Annotated in this window: 16 protein-coding genes and 1 pseudogene; 3 read left to right on the forward strand and 14 right to left on the reverse strand. The window is 62.9% G+C overall.

Annotated features, from left to right (window positions below):
* Positions 1–4: 4 nt before the first annotated feature.
* The 10 genes from BFQ01_RS22195 to BFQ01_RS22240 all read right to left on the reverse strand — a co-directional run bounded on the left by BFQ01_RS22195 (position 5) and on the right by BFQ01_RS22240 (position 13,613).
* Positions 5–1,333, reverse strand: a complete 1,329-nt coding sequence (locus BFQ01_RS22195; RefSeq protein WP_065926899.1) for a GH39 family glycosyl hydrolase — start codon at positions 1,331–1,333, stop codon at positions 5–7.
* Entirely contained in the window at positions 1,323–2,513 is a 1,191-nt protein-coding gene (locus BFQ01_RS22200; RefSeq protein ID WP_065926900.1) for a glycosyltransferase, read from the reverse strand. The genes BFQ01_RS22195 and BFQ01_RS22200 overlap by 11 nt, the downstream gene beginning before the upstream one ends.
* The gene (locus BFQ01_RS22205; RefSeq protein ID WP_065926901.1) at positions 2,513–4,504 is read right to left on the reverse strand and encodes a GumC family protein; all 1,992 of its coding nucleotides are present in this window, start codon (positions 4,502–4,504) and stop codon (positions 2,513–2,515) included. The genes BFQ01_RS22200 and BFQ01_RS22205 overlap by 1 nt, the downstream gene beginning before the upstream one ends.
* 14 nt (positions 4,505–4,518) lie before the next feature.
* Entirely contained in the window at positions 4,519–5,295 is a 777-nt protein-coding gene (locus BFQ01_RS22210; RefSeq protein ID WP_065926902.1) for a polysaccharide biosynthesis/export family protein, read from the reverse strand.
* Between the two features lie 29 nt (positions 5,296–5,324).
* A complete protein-coding gene (locus BFQ01_RS22215) occupies positions 5,325–6,236 on the reverse strand; it encodes a glycosyltransferase family 2 protein (RefSeq protein ID WP_065926903.1) in 912 nt (303 codons plus the stop codon).
* Position 6,237: 1 nt separating this feature from the next.
* Complete coding sequence (locus BFQ01_RS22220; RefSeq protein ID WP_065926904.1) at positions 6,238–7,698, reverse strand: mannose-1-phosphate guanylyltransferase/mannose-6-phosphate isomerase; 1,461 nt, start codon at positions 7,696–7,698, stop codon at positions 6,238–6,240.
* Positions 7,698–9,137 (reverse strand): undecaprenyl-phosphate glucose phosphotransferase, encoded by a 1,440-nt coding sequence (locus BFQ01_RS22225; protein WP_065926905.1) that lies wholly within the window; start codon positions 9,135–9,137, stop codon positions 7,698–7,700. Before BFQ01_RS22225 ends, BFQ01_RS22220 begins: the two co-directional genes overlap by 1 nt.
* 430 nt (positions 9,138–9,567) lie before the next feature.
* On the reverse strand, positions 9,568–12,054 hold the full coding sequence (locus tag BFQ01_RS22230; RefSeq protein WP_065926906.1) for a TonB-dependent siderophore receptor: 2,487 nt from the start codon (positions 12,052–12,054) through the stop codon (positions 9,568–9,570).
* Between the two features lie 106 nt (positions 12,055–12,160).
* A complete protein-coding gene (locus BFQ01_RS22235; protein WP_065926907.1) occupies positions 12,161–13,111 on the reverse strand; it encodes a FecR domain-containing protein in 951 nt (316 codons plus the stop codon).
* Entirely contained in the window at positions 13,098–13,613 is a 516-nt protein-coding gene (locus tag BFQ01_RS22240) for a sigma-70 family RNA polymerase sigma factor (RefSeq protein WP_053132260.1), read from the reverse strand. The genes BFQ01_RS22235 and BFQ01_RS22240 overlap by 14 nt, the downstream gene beginning before the upstream one ends.
* Positions 13,614–13,773: 160 nt before the next feature.
* Between BFQ01_RS22240 and BFQ01_RS22245 the strand changes: the two genes are divergently transcribed.
* The gene (locus tag BFQ01_RS22245) at positions 13,774–14,403 is read left to right on the forward strand and encodes a LysE family translocator (protein ID WP_065926961.1); all 630 of its coding nucleotides are present in this window, start codon (positions 13,774–13,776) and stop codon (positions 14,401–14,403) included.
* Positions 14,404–14,584: 181 nt separating this feature from the next.
* Here BFQ01_RS22245 and inhA read toward each other — a convergent pair whose 3' ends face one another.
* Positions 14,585–15,265 carry an isonitrile hydratase gene (inhA, locus tag BFQ01_RS22250; protein ID WP_065926908.1) on the reverse strand — a complete coding sequence of 227 codons (681 nt, stop codon included), beginning with the start codon at positions 15,263–15,265 and terminating at the stop codon, positions 14,585–14,587.
* A gap of 90 nt (positions 15,266–15,355) precedes the next feature.
* Here inhA and BFQ01_RS22255 point away from each other — a divergent pair, with 90 nt between their 5' ends.
* A complete protein-coding gene (locus tag BFQ01_RS22255) occupies positions 15,356–16,324 on the forward strand; it encodes a GlxA family transcriptional regulator (protein ID WP_065926909.1) in 969 nt (322 codons plus the stop codon).
* Here the strand turns inward: BFQ01_RS22255 and BFQ01_RS22260 are convergent.
* The 3 genes from BFQ01_RS22260 to BFQ01_RS22270 all read right to left on the reverse strand — a co-directional run bounded on the left by BFQ01_RS22260 (position 16,321) and on the right by BFQ01_RS22270 (position 19,915).
* Entirely contained in the window at positions 16,321–17,220 is a 900-nt protein-coding gene (locus BFQ01_RS22260) for an alpha/beta fold hydrolase (protein ID WP_065926910.1), read from the reverse strand. The two genes, BFQ01_RS22255 and BFQ01_RS22260, sit on opposite strands and share 4 nt — an antisense overlap.
* 75 nt (positions 17,221–17,295) lie before the next feature.
* Positions 17,296–19,122 carry a glycoside hydrolase family 15 protein gene (locus BFQ01_RS22265; RefSeq protein ID WP_065926911.1) on the reverse strand — a complete coding sequence of 609 codons (1,827 nt, stop codon included), beginning with the start codon at positions 19,120–19,122 and terminating at the stop codon, positions 17,296–17,298.
* On the reverse strand, positions 19,115–19,915 hold the full coding sequence (locus BFQ01_RS22270) for a glucose 1-dehydrogenase (RefSeq protein ID WP_065926912.1): 801 nt from the start codon (positions 19,913–19,915) through the stop codon (positions 19,115–19,117). Before BFQ01_RS22270 ends, BFQ01_RS22265 begins: the two co-directional genes overlap by 8 nt.
* A gap of 253 nt (positions 19,916–20,168) precedes the next feature.
* On the opposite strand from BFQ01_RS22270, the pseudogene BFQ01_RS33435 reads away from it, so the two are divergent.
* Positions 20,169–20,759 (forward strand): annotated as a pseudogene (locus BFQ01_RS33435) (HAD family hydrolase); the annotation flags it as partial.
* Between the last annotated feature and the right edge of the window lie 68 nt (positions 20,760–20,827).

Below are 20,827 nucleotides of genomic sequence, written 5' to 3' on the forward strand. Positions count from 1 at the left end.
GGCCTCACTCCCATAACAGAATTTGCAGGTTCGGCTTGACCATGACGGTCAGCCCGTGGGTGCCGCTTACCGGGGTTTGCGTACCGCGCAGCGGGTCATGCAGGGTGGCGCTGGCCAGGTTGGGCAGGTGTGCGTTGCCGCCCCCGGCCGCCCAGAAGAACCATAGCTTGCGCCCGTCGGCGCGGGTCCAGCCGATGCTGAACAGGCCGTCGGGCAACTGATCGGCGCTGGGCGGGTCGCCGGGGGTGAGCGTCGGACCGCTGACGTCGAGGAAATTTTTCAGCGCGGTGTAGACCGGCTTGGGGTTGGCGTCGATGTCGAGCAAACCGTAAGACTGATCACGCACACTGGCGCGCTGGTCCAGATCACTGAGGGTAAACAGGAAGATCCGGTCGTAATCCAGCGCACTCATCAGCGCCAGGCGGCGCACCACGTAATCGGCCTGGGCCTGTGGGGTGATGATGTCCTGGGCGTCTTTGGGACCTGTGTAGGTCGACCAGCCCCACTCGGTGCTCCACAGGGTCTGCACGCCGCCGTTGCGCAGGGCCTGGTTGAGCGCGGTGGTCCTGGCGATAAAGTCCAGGTTGGCCGGGTCGTTGCCTTCGGGCAATTGGGTATAAGGGTGGTACGAGACGACGGTATTGAGGCTGGCCACGCCCAGGGCGCCGAGGGCATCGAACATGCTCTGGCCGTTGGGCATTTCGCTGAAGAATGCCATGCCGGCGGCCACCACCGGTTTGCTCGGGCTCATTGCGCGCAACGCGGCGGCGGTGGTGGTCAGCAGTGCGGCGTAGCCGGCCGGGTCGGCTGCCGGGCGCCAGAAGCCCAGCAGGTTCGGTTCGTTCCACACCTGCCAGGCGTCGACACTGGGGTAGCGCTGTGCCAACAGCGCCATGCGGTTGGCGAACACGTTCGGGTCTTTCGGCGGGTACTGGTCCTGATACGGCGCACCCACCGGCGCAGTGGTGGCGAACGGCGCCGACCCCACCAGGTAGAACACCGACTTGAGCTGGTTGTCCTGCAGTTTGCCTACCAACTGATCCAACGTCGCAACCTGGTATTGCCCTGGGACCGGCTCCAGCTGGTCCCAATGCAAATCCAGGCGTACCCACTCCAGGCCCAGCGCCTTGAGACGGTCTATCTGCTTCTGATAGCGCTCAGGGGCGAACCACAGGAACTGCGCGTTCACCCCGAGGAAATCCTTCCACACCACGGTTTTGTTGCCCTTGAGCACATGGCTCTCGGCATCGGCCTGGCGCCCCCACAAAAACGCGGTCAGGCCCAAGGCGGCGACCACGACCAGGGTGGCGACGTACGTGCGTTTACGCGCCATGGCGGCTGCCCTCGATGGCTTGCTCAAACAGCGCCTTGAACTTCTGCGCGGTCAACGGCCACAAGCGTTCGCGGCCGATTTCGCCGGCGCGTTCGGCCCAGTCCCGGGCCAGCGGCGGCGTGCGTGGCAGGCGCAGCAGTTGCTCGCTGAGGGCATCCACATCGCCTTCGGGGTAGATAGCGCCATTGCCGCTGGCGACTTCCTCGGCAAACGCGCGAGCGTCAGACGTGATCGCCCCACGCCCGCAGGCGGCAGCCCAGGACAGCGCGCCACTGGTACCGCGCTGGCGCCCGAGCAGGCCGAGTTTTTTTGATTCGCGATAGGGCAGCACCATCACATGGTGGGCCTGGATGGTCTGGGCAATCTCTTCAGCCGGCAGGTTCAGCCGCCAGTCGATGGCATCCGCCAGGCCGAGTTCAGCGATCTGGCGGTTCAACTGCTCCAGGTAGTTGCCGCCTGCGCCAAACGCCATTTCGGCGGCGGTGCCACCGGCCAGGGTCAGGCGCACACGCTCACGCAATTCGGGGGCCTGCTTGAACACGCCGGCCAGGGCCTCTAACAGGTCTTCGATGCCTTTACCCCGGTATATAAACCCGAAGTACAGCAGGCGCAGCGTATCCAGGGGCGGCAACGGCGCCGATGGAATCGCCAGGTTTGCATGGTTGATCACCGCGACTTTCCCCGTCGGCAGTTGCATGCGTTGGCCCAGGCACTCGGCGCCCAGGCGGGTGAGGGTGATCAAACGGGTCAACCCGGCGGCGACCTGGCGCTCTTCACGCAAGGTCAGCGGATCCGCCAGCACCACTGCCGCCTGTGGCATCGGGCTGGGCAAGCGCTCCAGCAGGTTCAACGGGAATGGCAACCGCTCACGCCGCCAGACGATGCGTTCCGGATCATGCACCGTGGCGGTCAAGGGCAGTGCCGGGTAGGCCTTGCGCAATTCGCGCAGGGCCAGGAACTCCCCCAGCCGTCCACCGCCCAGCTCGGCGTGGACCAGGTCCACGCTGTGCCAGTCGAACCCACCGATGGCCTGTTTGATTGCCTCGCTGTTGCCCGCCACCCCGGCCAACGGCGTCAGCACCGTCACCTCCAGTTGTTCCAGTGCCGTGCGGAAATGGTTCGCGTAGTCGGCGATGCCATTTTTCTCCGGTGGCAACGGGGCGAGCAGGGCGACGCGCATCAGAACGCCCCCCGGTACTTGGCGATGGTTTTCAGCACCTTGGCCGGCACTTCGAATTTGCGCCGGTTGATGATGATGCCGTCGACCTTGCCGAACGCGGTGTTGAGGATCGACAGCGCGTGCTCCACCACCGGCACCGTGCTCTTCTGCGCTTCCACCACCAGCCCGATCAGGTCGGCCCGACGCAGGTTGATAAACGCATCGCGGTTATCCAGCAGCGCCGAGGCGTCCAGCAGCACCACTTCACCTGGCGCCGCCGGTTCGGCGCCGCCCACACGCACGTTGATACCGTTTTCCTGCAGCAACTGACGCAGTTGTTCCACCACAAAGGTCACCCCTTCGCCGTGCCGTGCCGAGGTCAGGCCAAGAGTCAGGCCCTGCTCGGCGATGCGCTCCAACTGCAGCAACCCGTACAGCCGGTAGATGCTCGCATTGAATGCGTTGGTGCTTTGGGCGGTGCTGGTGTCCAGCTCGGGCAAGGTGGTCCACAGCGGGAGGCCGAACTTGCGTTCCGCCAGGCCGCCATCGTGGATGCGCTGGTCGAGCAGGTAGCACAGGTAGATCACCAGCAGGCCGACGACGAGGGCGAATGGGACCGCCAGCACCAGCATCACCAGGGTTTTGGGGAAGATACGGCCGGGGTTCAGGGTGGCCTCTTCGATCACCGCGATGTTGCTGATCTGGCTGTTATCCAGTTCGCGGTCAATGCGTGATTTTTCCAGGTTGTCCACATACAACGCGTAGTTGCGTTCGGCGGCGCCCAGCTCCCGGGCGAGGCGTGTCAGTTCCGGTTCGATCTCCAGGGCTTGCTTGCGCTGGGCTTCGAGGTTGGCCAGTTGTTTCTGTTGTTGTGTCAGTTGGGTACGCAGCGCGAGGTTGTTGCTCGACTCATCCAGCAGTACTCGCTGCAAGTGGATTTCCAGGGTATTGGGCGCGCGGTTTTCCGAGCTTTGCACGGTGTTGCTTTCACTCGCGACATGGGCCTGCATTGCGCGGATCGATGCATCCAGGGCTTTGACCGGCGGCGCGTTGTCCGTGTAGGTGCGCATCATGTCGGCCTTTTCCAGCAGCTTCTGGTTCAGCAGGCGGCGCAGGTCCTGCTGCTGGGGGTTCAGTGCGATCTGGCGCACCGTGGTGACTTCCTTGGGCTGGCTCTTGAGCTGGGTGCGGGTGCTCTGGATGGCGCTGTCGGAGGAGGCGATCAGGCGCGTGGTGTTGAACGTTTCGCCCCGCAGTACGTTGATGCGCTCGGACAAGTCTTCCAGGCGATCGGTGATGCTCGCCGCGCCGATCTGGTTCAGGTGCGTGAGGATCTGTTGCTTGTAGCTCTGGATCTCGGTGGCGCTGGTGGCTACCTGGCCTTCATAGAAGACGTACAGGCTCTTGCGCCCCAGGGCCTGGGTGCGTTCGTTGACATAGGTCTCGACCCAATCCTTGACCACCGCCTGGGCTATCTCCGGGTCGCCCCAGGTAAAAGTGATGTCCATCACCGTGGAACCGGCCGCGTGGCTTACCTCGAAGTTCTTTTCCAGGCCCGCCGCCAGGCGTTCCACCGGCGTGGTTTTTTCCACCACGCCGACAGTTTCCAGTACCACGCGGATGCCATCGAACACCGCGCCTATGCCACTCTTGACGTAGTACTTGGTGCGCTTCCAGAAGCCTTCCGGTGGCGGTGCGTTACTGATCACTTCCAGGTAGTGCTCGGCCACCGCTCGCACAATCGGGCGCCCGGTGAGCAGGCGCTCTTCGTCGACAATCGGGTCGCGCTGGGTGCTGGGCATCACCAGCGCCTGGCGATTGCTGATCTCGATGGGCAAGGTCGAATCACGCCCCGGCTTGACCAGCAGGCGCGCCGTGGATTCGTACTTGGCCGGCAGCAGGAAAGCCCCCAGCAGAATGATCACCAGCGCCGCAATGGCGGCCAGTTTGAACTCGTGGCGGAAGATGAAGAACAGGCGTAGCAGATCACGAAAAGAACGGATCTCGATCATGGGATGTCGCTCCTTTAATTGCTGCCGCCGCTGGTTCGCGTGTAGTTGTAGCCGACCCCAATGGACTTGGTGAACGGAATCAGTTGGTTCATGTAGGTATCCACGCCCTGGATGCGCTCGCCGACGTTGGACTTGGGCACGAACACCACATCGCCGCGTTGCAGGCGCACCGGCTTGCGTCCGTTGGCGCCGGTCTTGAGGAGCTGGCTGAAGTCCAGGAAGTAAGCACGATAGGCGCCCTGGGCATCTTCGCGCAGCAGCGCGACCATGCTCGCGTTGCCCGCCGGGCTGACCCCGCCGGCGCCGACAATCGCCTGCTCCAGGGTGTTGGCCGTGGCGATCTGCACCGCCGTGGGGTTATTCACCGCACCGCCGACGATCACCGAGTTGCTCGGCGCCTGGTTGATGTTCACCGTCACCCGGGGTTCGCGGTAGGTCGCCGCGAGCTCGTGGGTCAACTGGGTGGCCAGCTCCGATGGCTGGCGCCCGGCAACCTGGATCGGCCCCAGGAACGGGTAGTTGATCTTGCCGTCGGTCTGCACCGTGTACAGCGTCAGCTCGTAGATGGTGCTGACGTTGAACGCCGACAGCGTCGGCATCTCGCCGGCATCGCGGACGATGCGCAACTGGTCGCCGATACGGATGCGTTCCACCGCCGGTGGCAGCTGGGCCAGTTGGTCGAGGGCGCGCTTGCCGTCCTCGACGGTCTTGCTGTCCGGTGGCTCGATACGCGCCGGGGTGTTGCAGGCGGCCAGGGTCAGCATGGCCAGGGCGAGCACGCTTCGCTTCATCAAGGGGGACTTCCTGTGGGTCATGCTGCTCACCTCCAATAACCGGGAAACATGCTGATGCGCCGCTTGAGGGCGAGCGGCAGGCGGCGTTCAAGATGGCCCAGGCGGTAACCGAGCAGTTTGAACACGCTGCGCACCAGCACCTCGGGCACGCGGTGCAAGGCGCCGGCTTTGCGCAGCGCCGCGAGTTCGGCCAGCACATAGCGTTTGCCCTCGCCACCCGCGTCGCCAAAGGCCTGCTTGATCCACGGCTCGCGGCCGTAGAACACGCCAATGTCGAAGTAGCGGTGAAACTCGTCCATGAGTTTGTAATCGTGGGAGTGATGCACCAGCGCGGTGGCGGCGTAGCGCACCTTGTAGCCGTCGAGCAGCATGCGTGCGGCCACAAAGGCGTCTTCGCTGCCGATCACGTCGGCAGGGAAGCCACCGACGGCCTGCAACACACTGCGCCGGTATACCGAAAACGAGTCGGAGCTGAAGCAGGTCTTGATCCCAAGCTCCGGTGCATCGGCCAGGCTTTTGCTGCGGCTGTGTTCCGGGTAGTTGAAGTGCCGCGATTGCGCGCCCAGCACGCCCGCATCGGGATGGGGCAATTGCCGCCCGTAGGCGACGCCGTTGAGCGGGTCCTGCTGCAATTCATCGAGCAGGTTGGCAAAGGTCTCGGGGGTGGCGGGGATGGCGTCCTGGGTCATCACGATCAGTGCGTCGCCACCCACCTGTTCGCTGGCCCAGCGGCGGGTGCCGCCGTGGTTGAAGTCACGGGCGTCGATCACCTCGACCCGCGCGCCGAACGCTCGAAAGCGCGCCACGGTGTCATCGCTGGAGGCGCTGTCCACCACCAGCATCTCGTCAGGTTGCAGGGTTTGCATCTTCAGCGCGGGCAGCAGGCGTGCCAGGTGGCTGGAGGCGTTACGGGTGGGGATGATCAATGAAGTGCGCATGTCATTTTTTCGCCTCGGCAGGCGCGCGGCCGTAGATGTCGTCGAAGCGCACGATGTCGTCTTCGCCCAGGTACTCGCCGCTCTGCACTTCGATCATCACCAGGTCGATGATGCCGGGGTTGGTCAGCCGGTGTTTGTGCCCGGCGGGAATGTAGGTGGACTCGTTGGCGTTGATCAGGAATTCGCGGTCGCCATTGGTGATCTGTGCCGCGCCGCTGACCACCACCCAGTGTTCGCTGCGGTGGTGGTGCATCTGCAACGACAGCGAGGCCAGGGGCTTGACCACGATGCGCTTGATCTTGAAGCGACTGCTTTCCTCCAGCACGGTGTAGGTGCCCCACGGCCGGGTCACCGTGCGGTGCAGGCTGTACGCCGGATGATTCTGGCGCTTGAGCTCGGCGACGATGTAGCGCACATCCTGGCTGCGGTGGGCGTCGGCGATCAGCAGCGCGTCGGGGGTGTCGACGATGATCAGGTCGCGCACCCCAACGGCGCCCAACACGCGCTTGGGCGAGTCGATGTAGCAGTTGTGCACGTCATGCAAAATCGCTTCGCCATTGACCTGGTTGCCATGGGCATCGCTGGGGGTGAGCTGGCGCAGCGCTTCCCAGGACCCGATGTCGCTCCAGCCAATGTCACAGGGCACCACGGCCACTTGCCGGGACTTTTCCATCAAGGCCACGTCGATGGAAATATCCGGCGCACTGCCGAACGCATCCGCATCCAGTTCACGTTGACGCGAGGTTATGTTCTGCAGGCTCTGGCTGTGCTCCAGCGCGGCGCGTGCGGCCTCCAGCACGTCAGGTGCATGGGTGGCGAGCTCATCCACCAGGGTGCTGGCCTTGAAGCAGAACATGCCGGCGTTCCACAGGTGCTTGCCGCCGTCCAGATAGGCCTGGGCGGTGGCCAGGTCGGGTTTCTCGACGAAGCGTTTGACCCGGTAGCCCTGGCTCAGCGCCTCGCCTTGCTCGATATAGCCAAAACCGGTTTCCGGGTGGTCGGGCTGGATGCCGAACGTCACCAGGTAGCCGGCTTCGGCCAGGTCGCGGGCCTGGGTCACGGCCTCGGCGAACGCCACTTCATTGAGGATCAGGTGGTCGGCGGGCATCACGAGCAACTGTGCGTCGCCGCCGAAATGCTCCTGCACATGCAGGGCCGCCACGGCGATGGCCGCCGCCGTGTTGCGCCCGAAAGGTTCCAGCAGCAGGTCCAGGGGCAGGCGGGCGTTGTTCACTCCGCGGTAGTCATCGAGGGTACGAAACAACAGGTCGCGGTTGGTCACCGTGAGCACGCTTTCCACGCCGGGCAGTTTGGCCGCGCGCAGGAAGGTTTTTTGCAGCAGGCTCTGACCATCGCGCATGCGCATGAAGGGCTTGGGCATGTTCTGCCGCGACACCGGCCACAGTCGAGTGCCCGAACCACCGGAAACGATGCAGGGAATTAATCCGTTGAGGGTCTTCATCAATAGACTTCCTTGGTGGAAAGGACGGCCGGGACCGTCATGAAAACGATGTACAGGTCAAACCACACCGACCACTTGGAGATGTACTCCAGGTCGTACTCGACACGTTTCTGGATCTTGAACAGGGTGTCGGTCTCACCCCGGTAACCGTTGATCTGCGCCCAGCCGGTGATCCCCGGTTTCACGCGGTGGCGCGAGCTGTACTCGCTCACCGCCACTTCGAAGGGTATGCCGGCGGCCTTGGTCGCCGTGGCATGGGGGCGCGGGCCGACCATGGACATGTTGCCCAGCAGCACGTTGAACAACTGCGGCAGCTCGTCGATGCTGGTCTTGCGGATGATGCGCCCCACCCGGGTAATGCGCGGGTCTGCGCGGGTGGTCTGGCGTTCGGCGGTGAAGTCGCTCTGGTCGGTGTACATCGAGCGGAACTTGAACACGCGGATTTCGTTGTCGTTGTAGCCAAAGCGGTTCTGGCGAAACAGGATCGGCCCTTTGGAGTCGAGCTTGATCGCAATCGCCGTCGCCACCATCACAGGGGACAGCGCCACCAGGGCCAGGCTGGCCAGCAGCACATCCTCCAGGCGCTTGATCACCGGCGACCAGCCACGCAACGGCAATTGCGAGGTGTTGAACATCAGGATCCCGCCCACGTCGGTGATGCGGCTATGGCCGTAGCGCAGCGCGGCCATGTCGGGCACCAGCATCACGTTCACCGACATCTGCCGCAGGCGGTTGACCAACCCATGGATGCGCTGCTCGGCGGCCCATGGCAGGCAGATCATCACTTGGTTGACCTGCTCGGCGCGGATGAGTTTTTCCAGCTCACGGGTGTTGCCCAGCAGTGGCAGGTTGCTCAATTCCTTGGGGATCCGCTCGGTGCGATCGTCGATAAAGCCGATCAGGCCGGAGCGGATATCACCGTTGCGTTGCAGGTGGTCGGCGACGTGCATGGCGGTGTCGGTAAAGCCCAGGATCACCGTACGTTGCAGGTATTTGCCCTTGCGCATCAGGCTGCGGTACAGGCGCAGCATCAGCAGGCGCTCAAGGCAGAACAACCCGAGGCTGGCGAAGTACCAGGCCACCAGGTTACGCGGGGTCAATTGCGGGAAAAACTGCAGGATCTGGTACATGAACAACAGGATGCAAAACGCCGCCGACCAGGCCTTGACCTTGGTTTTCAGGCGCAGTCGGTTGCTGAACAGTTCTTCGGAATAGATGCCCAGGGCCTGGAACAGAATGATCGTCAGGACCGCGAAAAATACCAGCAGGCCGAGGAAGTGCCCGCGCAGTTCAGGGTCCATCGGGTCGATGAACATCACCAGGATCAACGGGGGCAAAATGGCACTCAGGCCATGTATGAACTTGACGAAAACAACAAAGAACTCAACAAAACCGGCGCGCGTTAAAAACAGGCTGTCGACGGACGACTTCTCTCGCATAAAACATCCCTCATTGCACGCCAGAGCTATTGTTTGGATGTTTGTTCAATAAAGCAGCGAACTGCTTTAGAGGGCACTTCCAACTACGGCTACTCTGGGTAATACGCAACTATCAATTCAAATGCAGCTATCCATTTGAAGGGAATTTGCGGGGGTAGTGACTACAGGAGTGTTCCCTTAATCAACTTGTCAATGAATTGACGATGGTGCGGAGGTGGCAGGGCAGACAGGTTTATCAGTGTTTTGTTCGGCATTTTATTGACATTCCTTGTCCGGGTACGCGGTGATTGGGTGTGTTTTTGAGTGTAGAAACAAATGCAGGATTTTTCCTGCATAAAGGAAAAACCTTTTTTCAAAGGCGGTAGGAAGGGGGGGCAAAGAGGGGTTGGCAGGGCGCACGAAGTGCCCTGCCTGCGGGACTTTCGCCAGATCAGAAGTTGCCTTTCAAACTCACCGTAAAATTTCGCGGCTCGCCATAAAAGTTACCCCAGGAGGCTGTACCCACCGTGTTGTAGTAACTTTTATCGAACAGATTGTTGCCGTTGAGTGCGACGGTCCAAGTGTCGTCGATACGGTACGCCACACGGGCACTCCAGGTTGCGTAACCGGCCTGTTCGAGCTTGATGGTCTGCACGCGGTAATTGCTGCTCTGGGCGTTGACGCCGGTGCCCACGCTCCATTTCGACAGGGCGCCGTCGAGCTGGTAGTCGCCCCACATGCGCAGCATGTGTCGAGGTACGTAGGTGTTGGACGTGCCGCCTTCCAGGGCGGTATCGATGTTCTTCAGGGACTTGGTCTGGGTGTAGGTGTAGCCGCCGGATACCTGCAGGCGCTCGAGGACTTCACCGCTGATTTCCGCCTCCACGCCCTGGGCGCGCACCTTGCCGCTGTCGGTGTAGCAATAGCCGTCGGCGGAGGTCGGGCACTGGGCGATGTAATCGGATTCGGCCGCGTTTTTCTCGACGGCGCGGAACAGCGCCAGGGAGCTGTTCAGGCGCCCGTCGAACCATTCGCCCTTGATACCCAGCTCGTAGTTGTCACCGATCTTCGGCTTGAGCGCGGCGCCATTGAGCGTGGCATAGGAACTTTGCGGCTGGAAGATATCCGCGTAGCTGGCGTACACCGACAGGTGCTCGTTGAGGTCGTAGATCAGTGCGGCAAACGGCGTCACTTCACCGGTTTCCCGGGTGCGGGCATCCTGCAAGGCCCACTCGCCCCAGGCCAGGTTGTTGGACTGGCGACGGTTCTCGTACCAGCTCACGCGGCTGCCTACGATAAACATCAACGGCTCGGCCAGGCGCAGGCGCAAGGTGGTGTAGGCGCCGTACTGGGTGGCGGTTTCCTTCACCGTGCCGCCGCGATACATGTTCGGCCAGAAGGTGCTGTTGGCCGGCTCCGGGAAATGGTGGTCGGGTTGGTAGATGCCTTGGCGCCTGGGCAGGTTCTGGATCGCGTACACATCGTCCTGGGTACCACGGCTGCCATTGGCACCGAGGATCAGTTCGTGTTCCAGCCCGAAGGCTTCGAACTTGCCGTCCACATAGGCATCGAGGCCGAAGTCCTTGTGGTCGTAGTCCATCAGCGCCGCATAGGAGTTGGCCGTAGGCGTCGGGTTGCTGTAGGCAATGGTGCCTTCGCTGGCGGCGTATTTGGTGTCTTGCAGGTTGCGGCTGTGCACGGCCGCAACCTTGAGTTTCCAGTCATCGTTGAAGGAGTGGGTGAGGTCGGCGAAGAAGGTGGTGCGCCGGCTTTGCCAGTCGTTCCAGGATTGGCCCAGGCAGGTGGAGCGGCTGAGGTGGGCGCTTTTGCCGTCGGCATAGCGCGGCAGGCCGCCCCAGCACGGTGTGGCGTCGACGTCTTCATGGCTGGCGCCGAAGCCCAGGGTGGTGTCGGCGCTGAGATCGACATCCAGGGCGCCATAGAAAGCCTGGTCCTGGCGCTTGGAAATATCCATGTAGGAACCGCGATTCTGTTGGCTGATCGCCGCGCGGCCGCGCACCGTACCGCTGTCATTCAGCGGGCCGCCGGTGTCGACGTCGGCGCGGTAGTTGTCCCAGGTGCCGGCGGACAGCGACAGGCTGGTGGTGGGCCTGGCCTGGGGCCGTTTGCGCACGAAGTTCACCGCGCCGCTGGCGGTGCCGGCGCCCTTGAGCATGCCGGCCGCGCCCTTGAGCACTTCCACACGGTCGTAGATCGCCATGTTCGCGCTGAAGCTGTCGGCCTGCACGTAGTCCTTGCCCATGTCCAGGGGCACGCCATCGTACTGGTACTGGCCGAGCATCTTGAAACCACGGGAATAAAAATATTTGCCGCCCATGGGCGATTCGTAGGTGGTGATCCCGGGCGTGCGTTCCATGACGTCATCGATGGTGGTGAGGTTCTGGTCATCCATCAATTGGCGGGTCATCACACTCACCGATTGCGGCGTTTCCCGCAGGCTGTGTTCGCCCTTGCCGATCGTCACCGCGCCCGTGGTGTAGGCCCCGGTGCCATCGGTGGTGGCGCCCAACCGCTCACCAGTGACTGTGGTGGCGCCCAGGTTCAGCGCGCCGCTGTCGGCCACTTGCGGCAACAGCAGCCAGGTACTGTTGCCCTGGCGCTGGGCTTGCAGGCCCTGGCCACGCAGCAACCGGTCGAGCGCCTGCTCGCGGTCCAGGCGACCACTCAGGCCCGGGCTGGTCTTGCCGGCGACGCTGGTGGCGTCGTACGACAGGCTGATGCCGGCCTGACGGGCGAACTGGTCCAGTGCCGTGGCCAGGGAACCGGCTGCAATGTTCCAGTCGCGGGCCTGGGTGTCGCTGGCCGGCGTTTCGGCCCATGCGAACGGCGGCGCGGCTGCGCAGCTCAGGCAGGCGCCGAGCAAGGCGGCGTGCACCGCGTGCTTGAGGGGGGAACGTGGGGAGGGGAACGCTTGCATGACCGCGGGATGCTCCTGAAGGAAGTGAACAGAACCGGCCTGTTGATCGGCCTTTCCTTACAGGTCGAGCGGCAATGAGAATTCACCTCATTTATTTTCGAGAATGTTAAACGCGGGCGGTGACGGTCACCCAGTAGCGGCTGCGGTAAGTGACATCGAGCTTGAGTGAGTGCGCTACCAGGCCCAGCACTTGATCGGTGTCGTCCAACTGATAAGTGCCCGACACCCGCAACCCGGCCACCGCTTCGCTGCAGCGCAGCAGGCCGTTGCGGTAGCGGCCCAGTTCGGCGAGGAAAGCATCCAGGCGCATGTCCCGGGCGCTGATCACGCCTTCGCTCCAGGCCCAAGGGTCCAGGCCATTGGCGACCAGAGAACGAATGCCACTGCGGTCGAACAGCACCTGTTCGCCGGGGTTGATCACTTGGCGCGCGCCGGCGGCGTGGTTGTCGGCAAACACCGCCACCGTGCCCTGCTGCACGGCGAGCATGGTGCCTTGGGCGTCTTCGCGCACCAGGAAGCGCGTGCCGAGGGCGCGCAGGTAACCGTCACGGGTCTGTACCCAGAAGGGCCGCGTGTCGGCACCGGTATTGACCAGTATTTCACCCTGGCGCAACTGCACCAGGCGCCGCTCCTGAGTCAATACCGCGTCGAATGCGCTGGCGCTGTTCAGTTGGATGCGGCTGCCGTCGTTCAACGCCACCCAACGCCGTTCGCCAGTGGCAGTGCGGTAGTCGGCCATCAAGGCGGGCAGCGGGGTGTAGTCGCGGCCGAACCAGGTCAGGCCGGCCGTACCGGCCACCAGGCCGAGCAGCTTCAACCCTTCACGGCGGCTGATACGTCGACGCGCCCCGTGCAGGGCGTGGCGGCCGACCTGCGCGGGCAGGTGGCTGAACTCATCATTCATCGTCGCCACCCGTTGCCAGACCTGCTGGTGTTCGGCGCTGGTGTGCAGCCAGCGCTCGAACGCAGCGGTGCTCGCGTCGTCGGCGACGTTGAAGCGCAGCTTGATCATCCACTGGATGGCCTGGTCGACCAGGCGCGGGTCAGAGGTCGGCATAGCGCAACCGATAGCAGGCGTGCAGCGCCTTGGACAGGTCACGCTCCACCGTAGCCTTGGACACCCCGAGGCGCAGGGCGATCTGCGCACAGGTCAGGCCGTCCAGTTGCGCCAACAGGAATGCTTCACGCACCCGCGGCTTGAGCTGGTCGAGCAGGCGGTCGATGCGTTCCAGACTGTCGAGAATCAGCAGGCGGGTTTCTTCCGACGGCACGTCGGCCTGGGGGAAATGCGCAAGGCTTTCGAGGTAGGCGCGCTCCAGTTCGCGGCGCCGGTACTGGTCGATCATCAAGCTGCGGGCGATGCTGCTCAGGTACGCGCGCGGCTGCAGTACGGCCTGCTGTTTGCGTGCGTTGAGCAGGCGCACAAAGGTTTCCTGCGCCAGGTCGGCGGCACGTTCACGGCAACCGGTGCGCCGGCTCAACCAGCCGCGCAGCCAGGAGTGATGGGTGTGGTAAAGCTGGCCGATAGCGGCATGGTCCAGTGGGTGATCGCTCGACATGGGCATCCTGGCGCAGCAGTCTTAATTGATAATGTTTCGCATTCTAGACGCTGGTCGTGGCCATTCGCAATTGCCGATGAACAATGTATCCAGCACAATTTTTTGTTCGCCCCAGGCCCACGCACTAATCTGCAGGCTTTTCCCGGTGGACGGCTTGAGCATGATCGACTTTGCGACCCTGGCAGTTTTTTCAGGTGCTGTGCTGTTGTTGCTGTTATCCCCGGGGCCGAACATGGCCTTTGTGATCAGCCATGGCGTCACCCACGGCTGGCGCGGGGGAGTGGCCTCGGCCCTGGGCATCGGTGTCGCCGACATACTGCTGAGCGCATTGACCGCCAGCGGGGTAACGGCGTTGGTCGCCAGTTGGCCGCCATCCTTTGACGTGATCCGCTGTGCGGGTGTGGTCTACCTGCTGTGGCTGGTGTTCAAGACGCTGCAGAAAAAACCTGGGCCAGATACTGCCCACCTGCACCGTGTGCCCCTTGGCCGGGTGTTTCTACAGGCGATGCTCAACAGCCTGCTCAACCCCAAGGCGTTGCTGTTTTTTGTGGTGTTTTTGCCGCAGTTCGTACGGCCGCCGGCCGGCTCCATCGCCGTGCAGTTGATGCTGTTGGGGGGCGTGCTGACTTTGATCGCTGGGGTGTTTCACCTGCTGCTGGGCATATTCGGCGGGGTGCTGAGCCGCTTCTTCGCCAGGCGCCCAAGAGCCGCCTGGCTACAGAAATGGGGCTTGGCGACGGTGCTGAGCGTGTTGGCGGTGCGCCTGGCGGTGATGTCGCGCCCAGCCTGACCCCATGAGGTGAAGGGATTGTGCGGCGAGCAAGCGGTCTGTGGCCAAACGAGCTTGTTGTGGTGAACGAGCTTGTTGTGGTGAGCGAGCTTGCTCGCGCTGGGCTGCGCAGCAGCCCCTCCAAAGCTTGGGGCCGCTTCGCGCCCCAGCGCGAGCAAGCTCGCTCACCACAGGTACAGGCTCAGCCCAATCGTACCGCCGCGCGCGCCACTATCTCCCCCCGCGTTTTGCGCGACTCGCTCGTGCGCTTTTTGGCTTCCTCCAGCACATGCGCAGGCGCTGTGTCCGGGCGACCCGAATCGAACGGCGGCGCCGGCGCATATTCAATCTGCAACTGCACCAGTTGCGCCGCCGCTTCGCTGTACAACTCCGCCGCCAGCACCAGGGCAAAGTCGATACCGGCGGTAATGCCACCCCCGGTGAACAGGTTGCCGTCACGCACCACGCGCTCCTGTACCGGGATGGCGCCGAGGGGGGCGAGCATGTCGTGGTAGGCCCAGTGCGTCGTCGCCTTGCGCCCGCGCAGCAACCCCGCCGCGCCGAGCACCAGCGAGCCGGTGCACACCGAGGTCACGTAGCGCGCGGTCTGCGCCTGGGCCTTGAGGAAGTCCAGGGTCTGCGGGTCTTCCATCAGTGGGCCCACGCCGGAACCACCGGGCACGCAGATCACATCCAGCGTCGGGCAGTCGGCATAGGTCATGGTCGGCGTGAACACCAGGCCCGTGCTCGAGGTGACCGGCGCCAGATCCTTCCATATCAGGTGCAGTTTCACGTCCGGCAGCGAACCCAATACGTCGTAGGGGCCGGTCAGGTCCAGTTGCTGAATGCCGGGGAACAACAGAAAGCCGATCTGCAAGGTCATGAATGAAGCTCCGAGAAAGGGGTAGACGACCTCACTCTAGCGGCCTAGGCTTTGGCGAATACGCCATTGAACCCACGAATCACGCCAACCATGCCCAGAATTGTTCACGTACTCGCTTTCGAGAATGCCCAGGTGCTCGACGTCACCGGGCCGCTGCAGGTGTTTGCATCGGCCAATGACCTGGCGCGCCAGCGTGGCGTGCCGTTGCCTTATGCGGTCACGGTGATCGCCGACCAGGCCGGACCGGTGATGACCTCCGCCGGCCTGGCGCTGGTGGCCGAGCCGTTGCCTGCGGTCGACCAGCCCTGCGACACCCTGGTGATCGCGGGTGGCTGGGGCGTGTACGGCGCCGCTGAAAAGCCTGCGCTGGTGGATTGGGTGCGCGAAAAAGCCCGGCACACTCGGCGCATGGCGTCGGTGTGTACCGGTGCATTTTTGCTGGCGGCCAGTGGCTTGCTCGATGGTTGTCGCGTCGCCACCCACTGGACCCGTTGCGAAGAACTGGCGCGCAAGTTTCCGGCGCTGACCGTGGAGCCCAACCCGATCTTTATCCAGCAGGGCGCGGTGTGGACCTCCGCCGGTGTGACCGCCGGTATCGACCTGTGCCTGGCTCTGGTGGAAGAAGACCTGGGCCGCGCCGTGGCCCTGGAAGTGGCGCGGCACCTGGTGGTGTTCCTGAAGCGCCCCGGCGGCCAGTCGCAATTCAGCGTGACCCTGTCCCTGCAAAAGGGCGGCAGCCGTTTCACCGAACTGCATGCCTGGATAGCCGAACATCTGACCCTCGACCTGAGTATCCCGACCCTGGCCGCCCAGGCCGGCATGAGCGAGCGCAGCTTCGTGCGCCACTACCGCGCTGAAACCGGCCAGACGCCCGCGCGCGCCGTCGAACTGATCCGCGTCGAAAGCGCCCGTCGGCAACTGGCGGACAGCACGGCGTCGATCAAGCGCATCGCCGTGCAGTGTGGTTTCGGCTGCGAAGAAACCTTGCGCCGCAGCTTTATGCGGGCCTTGTCGGTGACGCCCCAGGCCTACCGCGAGCGGTTCTCGCCGGTGGCCTAGGCGAGCAATTCAAACAGGGCGTCGAGGGTGGCCCGCGGTGCTTCCTGGGGAATATTGTGGCCCACACCGGGCAACACCTCCCGCCGGTAAAAAGCGCTGAAATGCTCCACGTCGTCATCCTCTTGCGACGGCGGGCCCACGCCGTCATCGGCGCCGCACAGAGAAATACTCGGCACCGCAATCGCCGGTTGCCGCGCCAGGGCCTGCTCGATGGCTTCCAGCGCCGGATCGCCAGGCGCATACATGAAACGATGGCGATAGGAATGAATCACCACCTCGACAAAGTCCGGGTTATCGAATGACGGCGCCGTCTGCCCATACAGCCCTGGCCCGTCGGCCCAGGACGGCGACCACAGCGACCACAGCAACTCACAGAGTTCGCGGCGATTGGCCGTCAGCCCGTCCACACCGCGCTGGGTGTGAAAGTAGAACTGGTACCACAACCGATGTTCCGTCACCGGCGCCCGTGGCTGGCGCGACCTGGCAATGTCCTGGATGTTATAGCCATCGCCCGTTACCAGCCCGCGTACCCGTTCCGGCCACAGGGCCGCGACGATACACGCGGCACGCCCGCCCCAGTCATACCCAGCCAGGGTGGCGCGCGGGATCGACAGCGCATCCATGAAATCCAGCAGATCCTTGCCCAGCGCCGCCTGTTGGCCGGAGCGCATCACCTGCGCGTTGATAAACCGCGTAGGGCCATAACCGCGCAGGTACGGCACCAGCACCCGGTAGCCGCGTTCGGCCAGCACCGGCGCAATCTCGTCATAGCCGCGAGGGTCATAAGGGAAACCATGCAGCAGGATCACAGGCTCGCCGTCAATGGGACCGTGGGTTTCATACGCCACATCGAGCATGGAGGTGCGCACGTAGAGGAGTGGGGCGGTGATGGTCATGGTGGACTCCTGTCAGGTGTTGAAACTCTAGTCGAAAGACATGACGGGATGCCCTGCCTGTAAAGGCAGGGCGCCTCAGGGCTGCCAGGTCGTCTTCTCGCCACTGAGCTTGCGGTCCAGGAACGTCGCCGCGCTGATCAACGCCAGATGGCTCAACGCCTGGGGCGTATTGCCCAGGTGGCGGGCCTGGCTGTCGAACTCTTCGGCATACAGGCCCAGCGGGTTGGCGTAGCGCAGCAGTTGTTCGAATTCCAGGTGGGCCTTCTCCACTTGCCCGGCGCGGGCCAGGCATTCGACGTACCAGAACGAGCAGGCGGCGAATGCGCCTTCGGTGCCTTGCAAGCCGTCGATCGCGTTGTCGTCGTTGCGGTAGCGGTAGACCATCCCGTCGCGCACCAGGCTTTTCTGGATCGCCTGCAACGTGCTCAGCCAGCGCGGGTCGGTGGCGGCGACAAAACGCACCAGCGGCATCAGCAGCATCGAACCGTCCAGTGCGGTGCTGCCGATGTGCTGCACAAAATGCCCGCGTTCTTCGTTCCAGAAGTTGCTCCAGATATCGGCATAGATCGCCTGGCGGGTCTGGTCCCAACGTGCAAACGGCGCCGGCAACGAGCGCTTGGAGGCCAGGCGGATCGCACGGTCCAGGGCCACCCAGCACATCAGCCGCGAATGCAGGAAGTGATGCTGCTCGCCGCGCATTTCCCAGATGCCCACGTCTTTGCGGTTCCAGATTTCACACACCTGGTCAGCGACTTCCACCGTGTGTTTCCAGCCCTCGTGGGAGATGGCTTCGCCGTACTTGTTGACCAAGTACACCGCGTCCATCAACTCGCCATAAATATCCAGCTGGACCTGGTCGACCGCGCCATTGCCGATGCGCACCGGCTTGGCGCCGCCGTGGCCGCTGAGGTGCTCCAGCGTGGTTTCGGGCAGCTCCTGGCGGCCGTCGATGCCGTACAGGATATTGATCTTGGTCGGCTGGCCACAGCAGTCGCTGACCCGGCCCTTGAGCCAGCGCATATAGGCGTTGGCCTCGTCGACAAAGCCCAGGCGCATAAAGGCGTAGACGGTAAACGAGGCGTCGCGGATCCAGGTGTAGCGGTAGTCCCAGTTGCGTTCGCCCGCAGGCGTTTCCGGCAAGCCGAAGGTGGCGGCGGCGATGATTGCGCCGTGTTTGCGCGAGGTCAGCAGCTTGAGGGCCAGGGCCGAGCGGTTGACCATTTCGCGCCAGCGCCCGCGGTAGTTCGACTGCGCGATCCAGCCGCGCCAGAACTTCAAGGTGTGGGCCAGGGCCAGGTCGGTGCAGACACTCGCCACACGCTCATCGTCCTGGCCGCCGAGTACGAACTCGGCGCCTTCTTCCTGATCCAGGGTGAAGCGGGCCACGGCGGCGTTATCTTCGATCTGCAACGGATGGCTGCCGCACAGGCGCATGCCCGGCTGGCCATCGGCGTTGAAACAGATGCTGGCGTTATCCAGGCTCGCCTCGGTGGTGGCGCGCGCGTAGTCATGGCGCACGGCGCAGCGCAGATGGAGGGTGGCCGTGCCGCTGACCACGCGTACGCGGCGAATCAGCAGGGGCAAGTCGTCGATTTCTTCGCTGATGACCAGCAGGTCGGTGATTTCCACCACGGCTTCATCGCTGAGCCAACGGGTTTGCAGCACATTGGTGTCGGGCAGGTAGATCTGTTCGCGGCGGGCGTTGGGCAGGTCCGGGGTGAGTTGGAACGTGCCGGCATCGGGGGTGTCCAGCAGTGAGCAGAAGATCGACGGGCTGTCGAACTCCGGCCAGCAGAAGAAATCGATGCTGCCTTTATCGTTCACCAGCGCCGCGCTGCGCATATCGCCGATGATGCCGTGGGCATCGATGGCGCTTTGTGGTTCGTTTTTCAAATCAACCATTGTCACGAAACTCCGGGTAAAGGCTCATGCCGCCATCAATGAAGAGGGTGCTGCCGACCACGTAATCCGAGGCGTCACTGGCCAGCCATACCACGGCGTTGGCCACGTCCTCCACATCGCCGACCCGGCCATAGGGGATCAACTTGAGCAGCTCCTGTTCCGCCGCGCCTTCGGTGGCGGCACGGTTGATCGCCGTACGAATCGCCCCCGGCGCAATGCCGTTGATACGGATGCGCTGTTCACTGACCTCCTGGGCGAGGGTGCGCATCAGCATCTCAACGCCGCCCTTGGACGCCGCGTAATTCACATGCCCGGCCCAGGGGATCAACTGGTGCACCGAGCTCATGTGGATGATTTTGCCGGCGGCGCGGGATACGCCTTCACGGATGCCCTGGCGCTTGAAGAGGCGTACCGCCGCCCGGGCACAGAGGAACTGGCCGGTGAGGTTGACGCCGATCACGGCGTTCCAGTCGTCGAGGGTCATGTCGACCACGGCGGCGTCCTTCTGCATGCCGGAGTTGGCCACCAGGATGTCCAGATGGCCGAACGCGTCGAGGGTCTTTGCGAACAGGCGTTCCACATCGGCTTCTTTCGACACGTCGGCACCGATGGCAATCGCCCGGCCGCCCTCGGCGTTGATCTGCTCTGCCAACGCCTCGGCGGGCGCGGCCTGGCTGTTGTAATTGAGCACCACCGCAGCGCCGGCTTGCGCCAGGGCCCTGGCCGCACCGGCGCCGATACCGGAACTGGCGCCCGTTACCAGCGCCACTTGTTGCTCCAACGAGATATGCATTGCCCACCCGACCTTGAATTCGTGAGTTCAAGTAGCTGACTGACGGCGCATAACGGAAGTTCAGCCGTGTGAAATTAGCGACTACAACCATGGTGGAAAATGGAATAACAGAAGAATAAAAAATAACCATAAGATACTAAAAAACCGCTAAAAAGCGTTTGACAGGGTTTTTTGCCCCGTGTCTTATAAGCACACCTCAACCCGCTCCGCTGGTAGTTCGGAAGTCATGCGGAGTCACCTATAAGAGATGCCTATGTGTTCATCGGCAGCTATAGGGGAACTACCAGAGCAGGGAGCTACGACGTTGCCTAAGTTAGTTATTTTCGATTGCGACGGTGTACTCGTCCAAAGCGAAGAGATCACCCTGTCTGTATTGATCGGCATGCTTAATGCACACGTACAGGACGGCAAGACACTGGATAGTGCGTATTTCATTGAGCACTTTCGTGGAAGAAAGATTGCCGATTGTCTGCGCGAAGCAGAACAGTTAATGGGTATTTGTTTGACTCCTCAGTTTGAAGAGGACTTCCGAGTTCGAGCGCTGGAAGCATTGACGCTTAATGTGAAAGCGACTGATGGGGTACTTGACGTATTGGAAGTGCTGGGAATTCCCTATTGCGTAGCCTCGAGTGCGCCGCGCAATAAGATCGAACAGTGTTTACGCCTTGTGGGGTTGTTGCCTTATTTCGAAGGGCGAATATTCAGTTGTTATGAATTGGGGCGTTGGAAGCCTGATCCGCTGGTGTTTTTAACGGCGTGTGAAACTTACAACGTCGAACCCTGTGATGCGCTGGTGATTGAAGACAGTGTCACAGGGATTCAAGCCGCCGTGGCAGCCACTATAAAAGTCCTGGGTTTTGGTCCGTTGTCTCGACATCGAATATTGGCCGAAGCCGGCGCGTTACCTTTTGC

The organism is Pseudomonas sp. 8 R 14 (assembly GCF_900005955.1).
In the GTDB taxonomy this organism is placed as follows: domain Bacteria; phylum Pseudomonadota; class Gammaproteobacteria; order Pseudomonadales; family Pseudomonadaceae; genus Aquipseudomonas; species Aquipseudomonas marginalis.

Bases quoted from the DNA above. Each gene is read 5' to 3' on its own strand.
- BFQ01_RS22230 (WP_065926906.1), bottom strand. From the start codon at position 12,054: ATGCAAGCGTTCCCCTCCCCACGTTCCCCCCTCAAGCACGCGGTGCAC.
- BFQ01_RS22200 (WP_065926900.1), bottom strand. From the start codon at position 2,513: ATGCGCGTCGCCCTGCTCGCCCCGTTGCCACCGGAGAAAAATGGCATC.
- BFQ01_RS22265 (WP_065926911.1), bottom strand. From the start codon at position 19,122: ATGGTTGATTTGAAAAACGAACCACAAAGCGCCATCGATGCCCACGGC.
- BFQ01_RS22255 (WP_065926909.1), top strand. From the start codon at position 15,356: ATGCCCAGAATTGTTCACGTACTCGCTTTCGAGAATGCCCAGGTGCTC.
- BFQ01_RS22205 (WP_065926901.1), bottom strand. From the start codon at position 4,504: ATGATCGAGATCCGTTCTTTTCGTGATCTGCTACGCCTGTTCTTCATC.
- BFQ01_RS22245 (WP_065926961.1), top strand. From the start codon at position 13,774: ATGATCGACTTTGCGACCCTGGCAGTTTTTTCAGGTGCTGTGCTGTTG.
- inhA (WP_065926908.1), bottom strand. From the start codon at position 15,265: ATGACCTTGCAGATCGGCTTTCTGTTGTTCCCCGGCATTCAGCAACTG.
- BFQ01_RS22225 (WP_065926905.1), bottom strand. From the start codon at position 9,137: ATGCGAGAGAAGTCGTCCGTCGACAGCCTGTTTTTAACGCGCGCCGGT.
- BFQ01_RS22260 (WP_065926910.1), bottom strand. From the start codon at position 17,220: ATGACCATCACCGCCCCACTCCTCTACGTGCGCACCTCCATGCTCGAT.
- BFQ01_RS22270 (WP_065926912.1), bottom strand. From the start codon at position 19,915: ATGCATATCTCGTTGGAGCAACAAGTGGCGCTGGTAACGGGCGCCAGT.
- BFQ01_RS22210 (WP_065926902.1), bottom strand. From the start codon at position 5,295: ATGAAGCGAAGCGTGCTCGCCCTGGCCATGCTGACCCTGGCCGCCTGC.
- BFQ01_RS22220 (WP_065926904.1), bottom strand. From the start codon at position 7,698: ATGAAGACCCTCAACGGATTAATTCCCTGCATCGTTTCCGGTGGTTCG.
- BFQ01_RS22240 (WP_053132260.1), bottom strand. From the start codon at position 13,613: ATGTCGAGCGATCACCCACTGGACCATGCCGCTATCGGCCAGCTTTAC.
- BFQ01_RS22195 (WP_065926899.1), bottom strand. From the start codon at position 1,333: ATGGCGCGTAAACGCACGTACGTCGCCACCCTGGTCGTGGTCGCCGCC.
- BFQ01_RS22235 (WP_065926907.1), bottom strand. From the start codon at position 13,111: ATGCCGACCTCTGACCCGCGCCTGGTCGACCAGGCCATCCAGTGGATG.
- BFQ01_RS22215 (WP_065926903.1), bottom strand. From the start codon at position 6,236: ATGCGCACTTCATTGATCATCCCCACCCGTAACGCCTCCAGCCACCTG.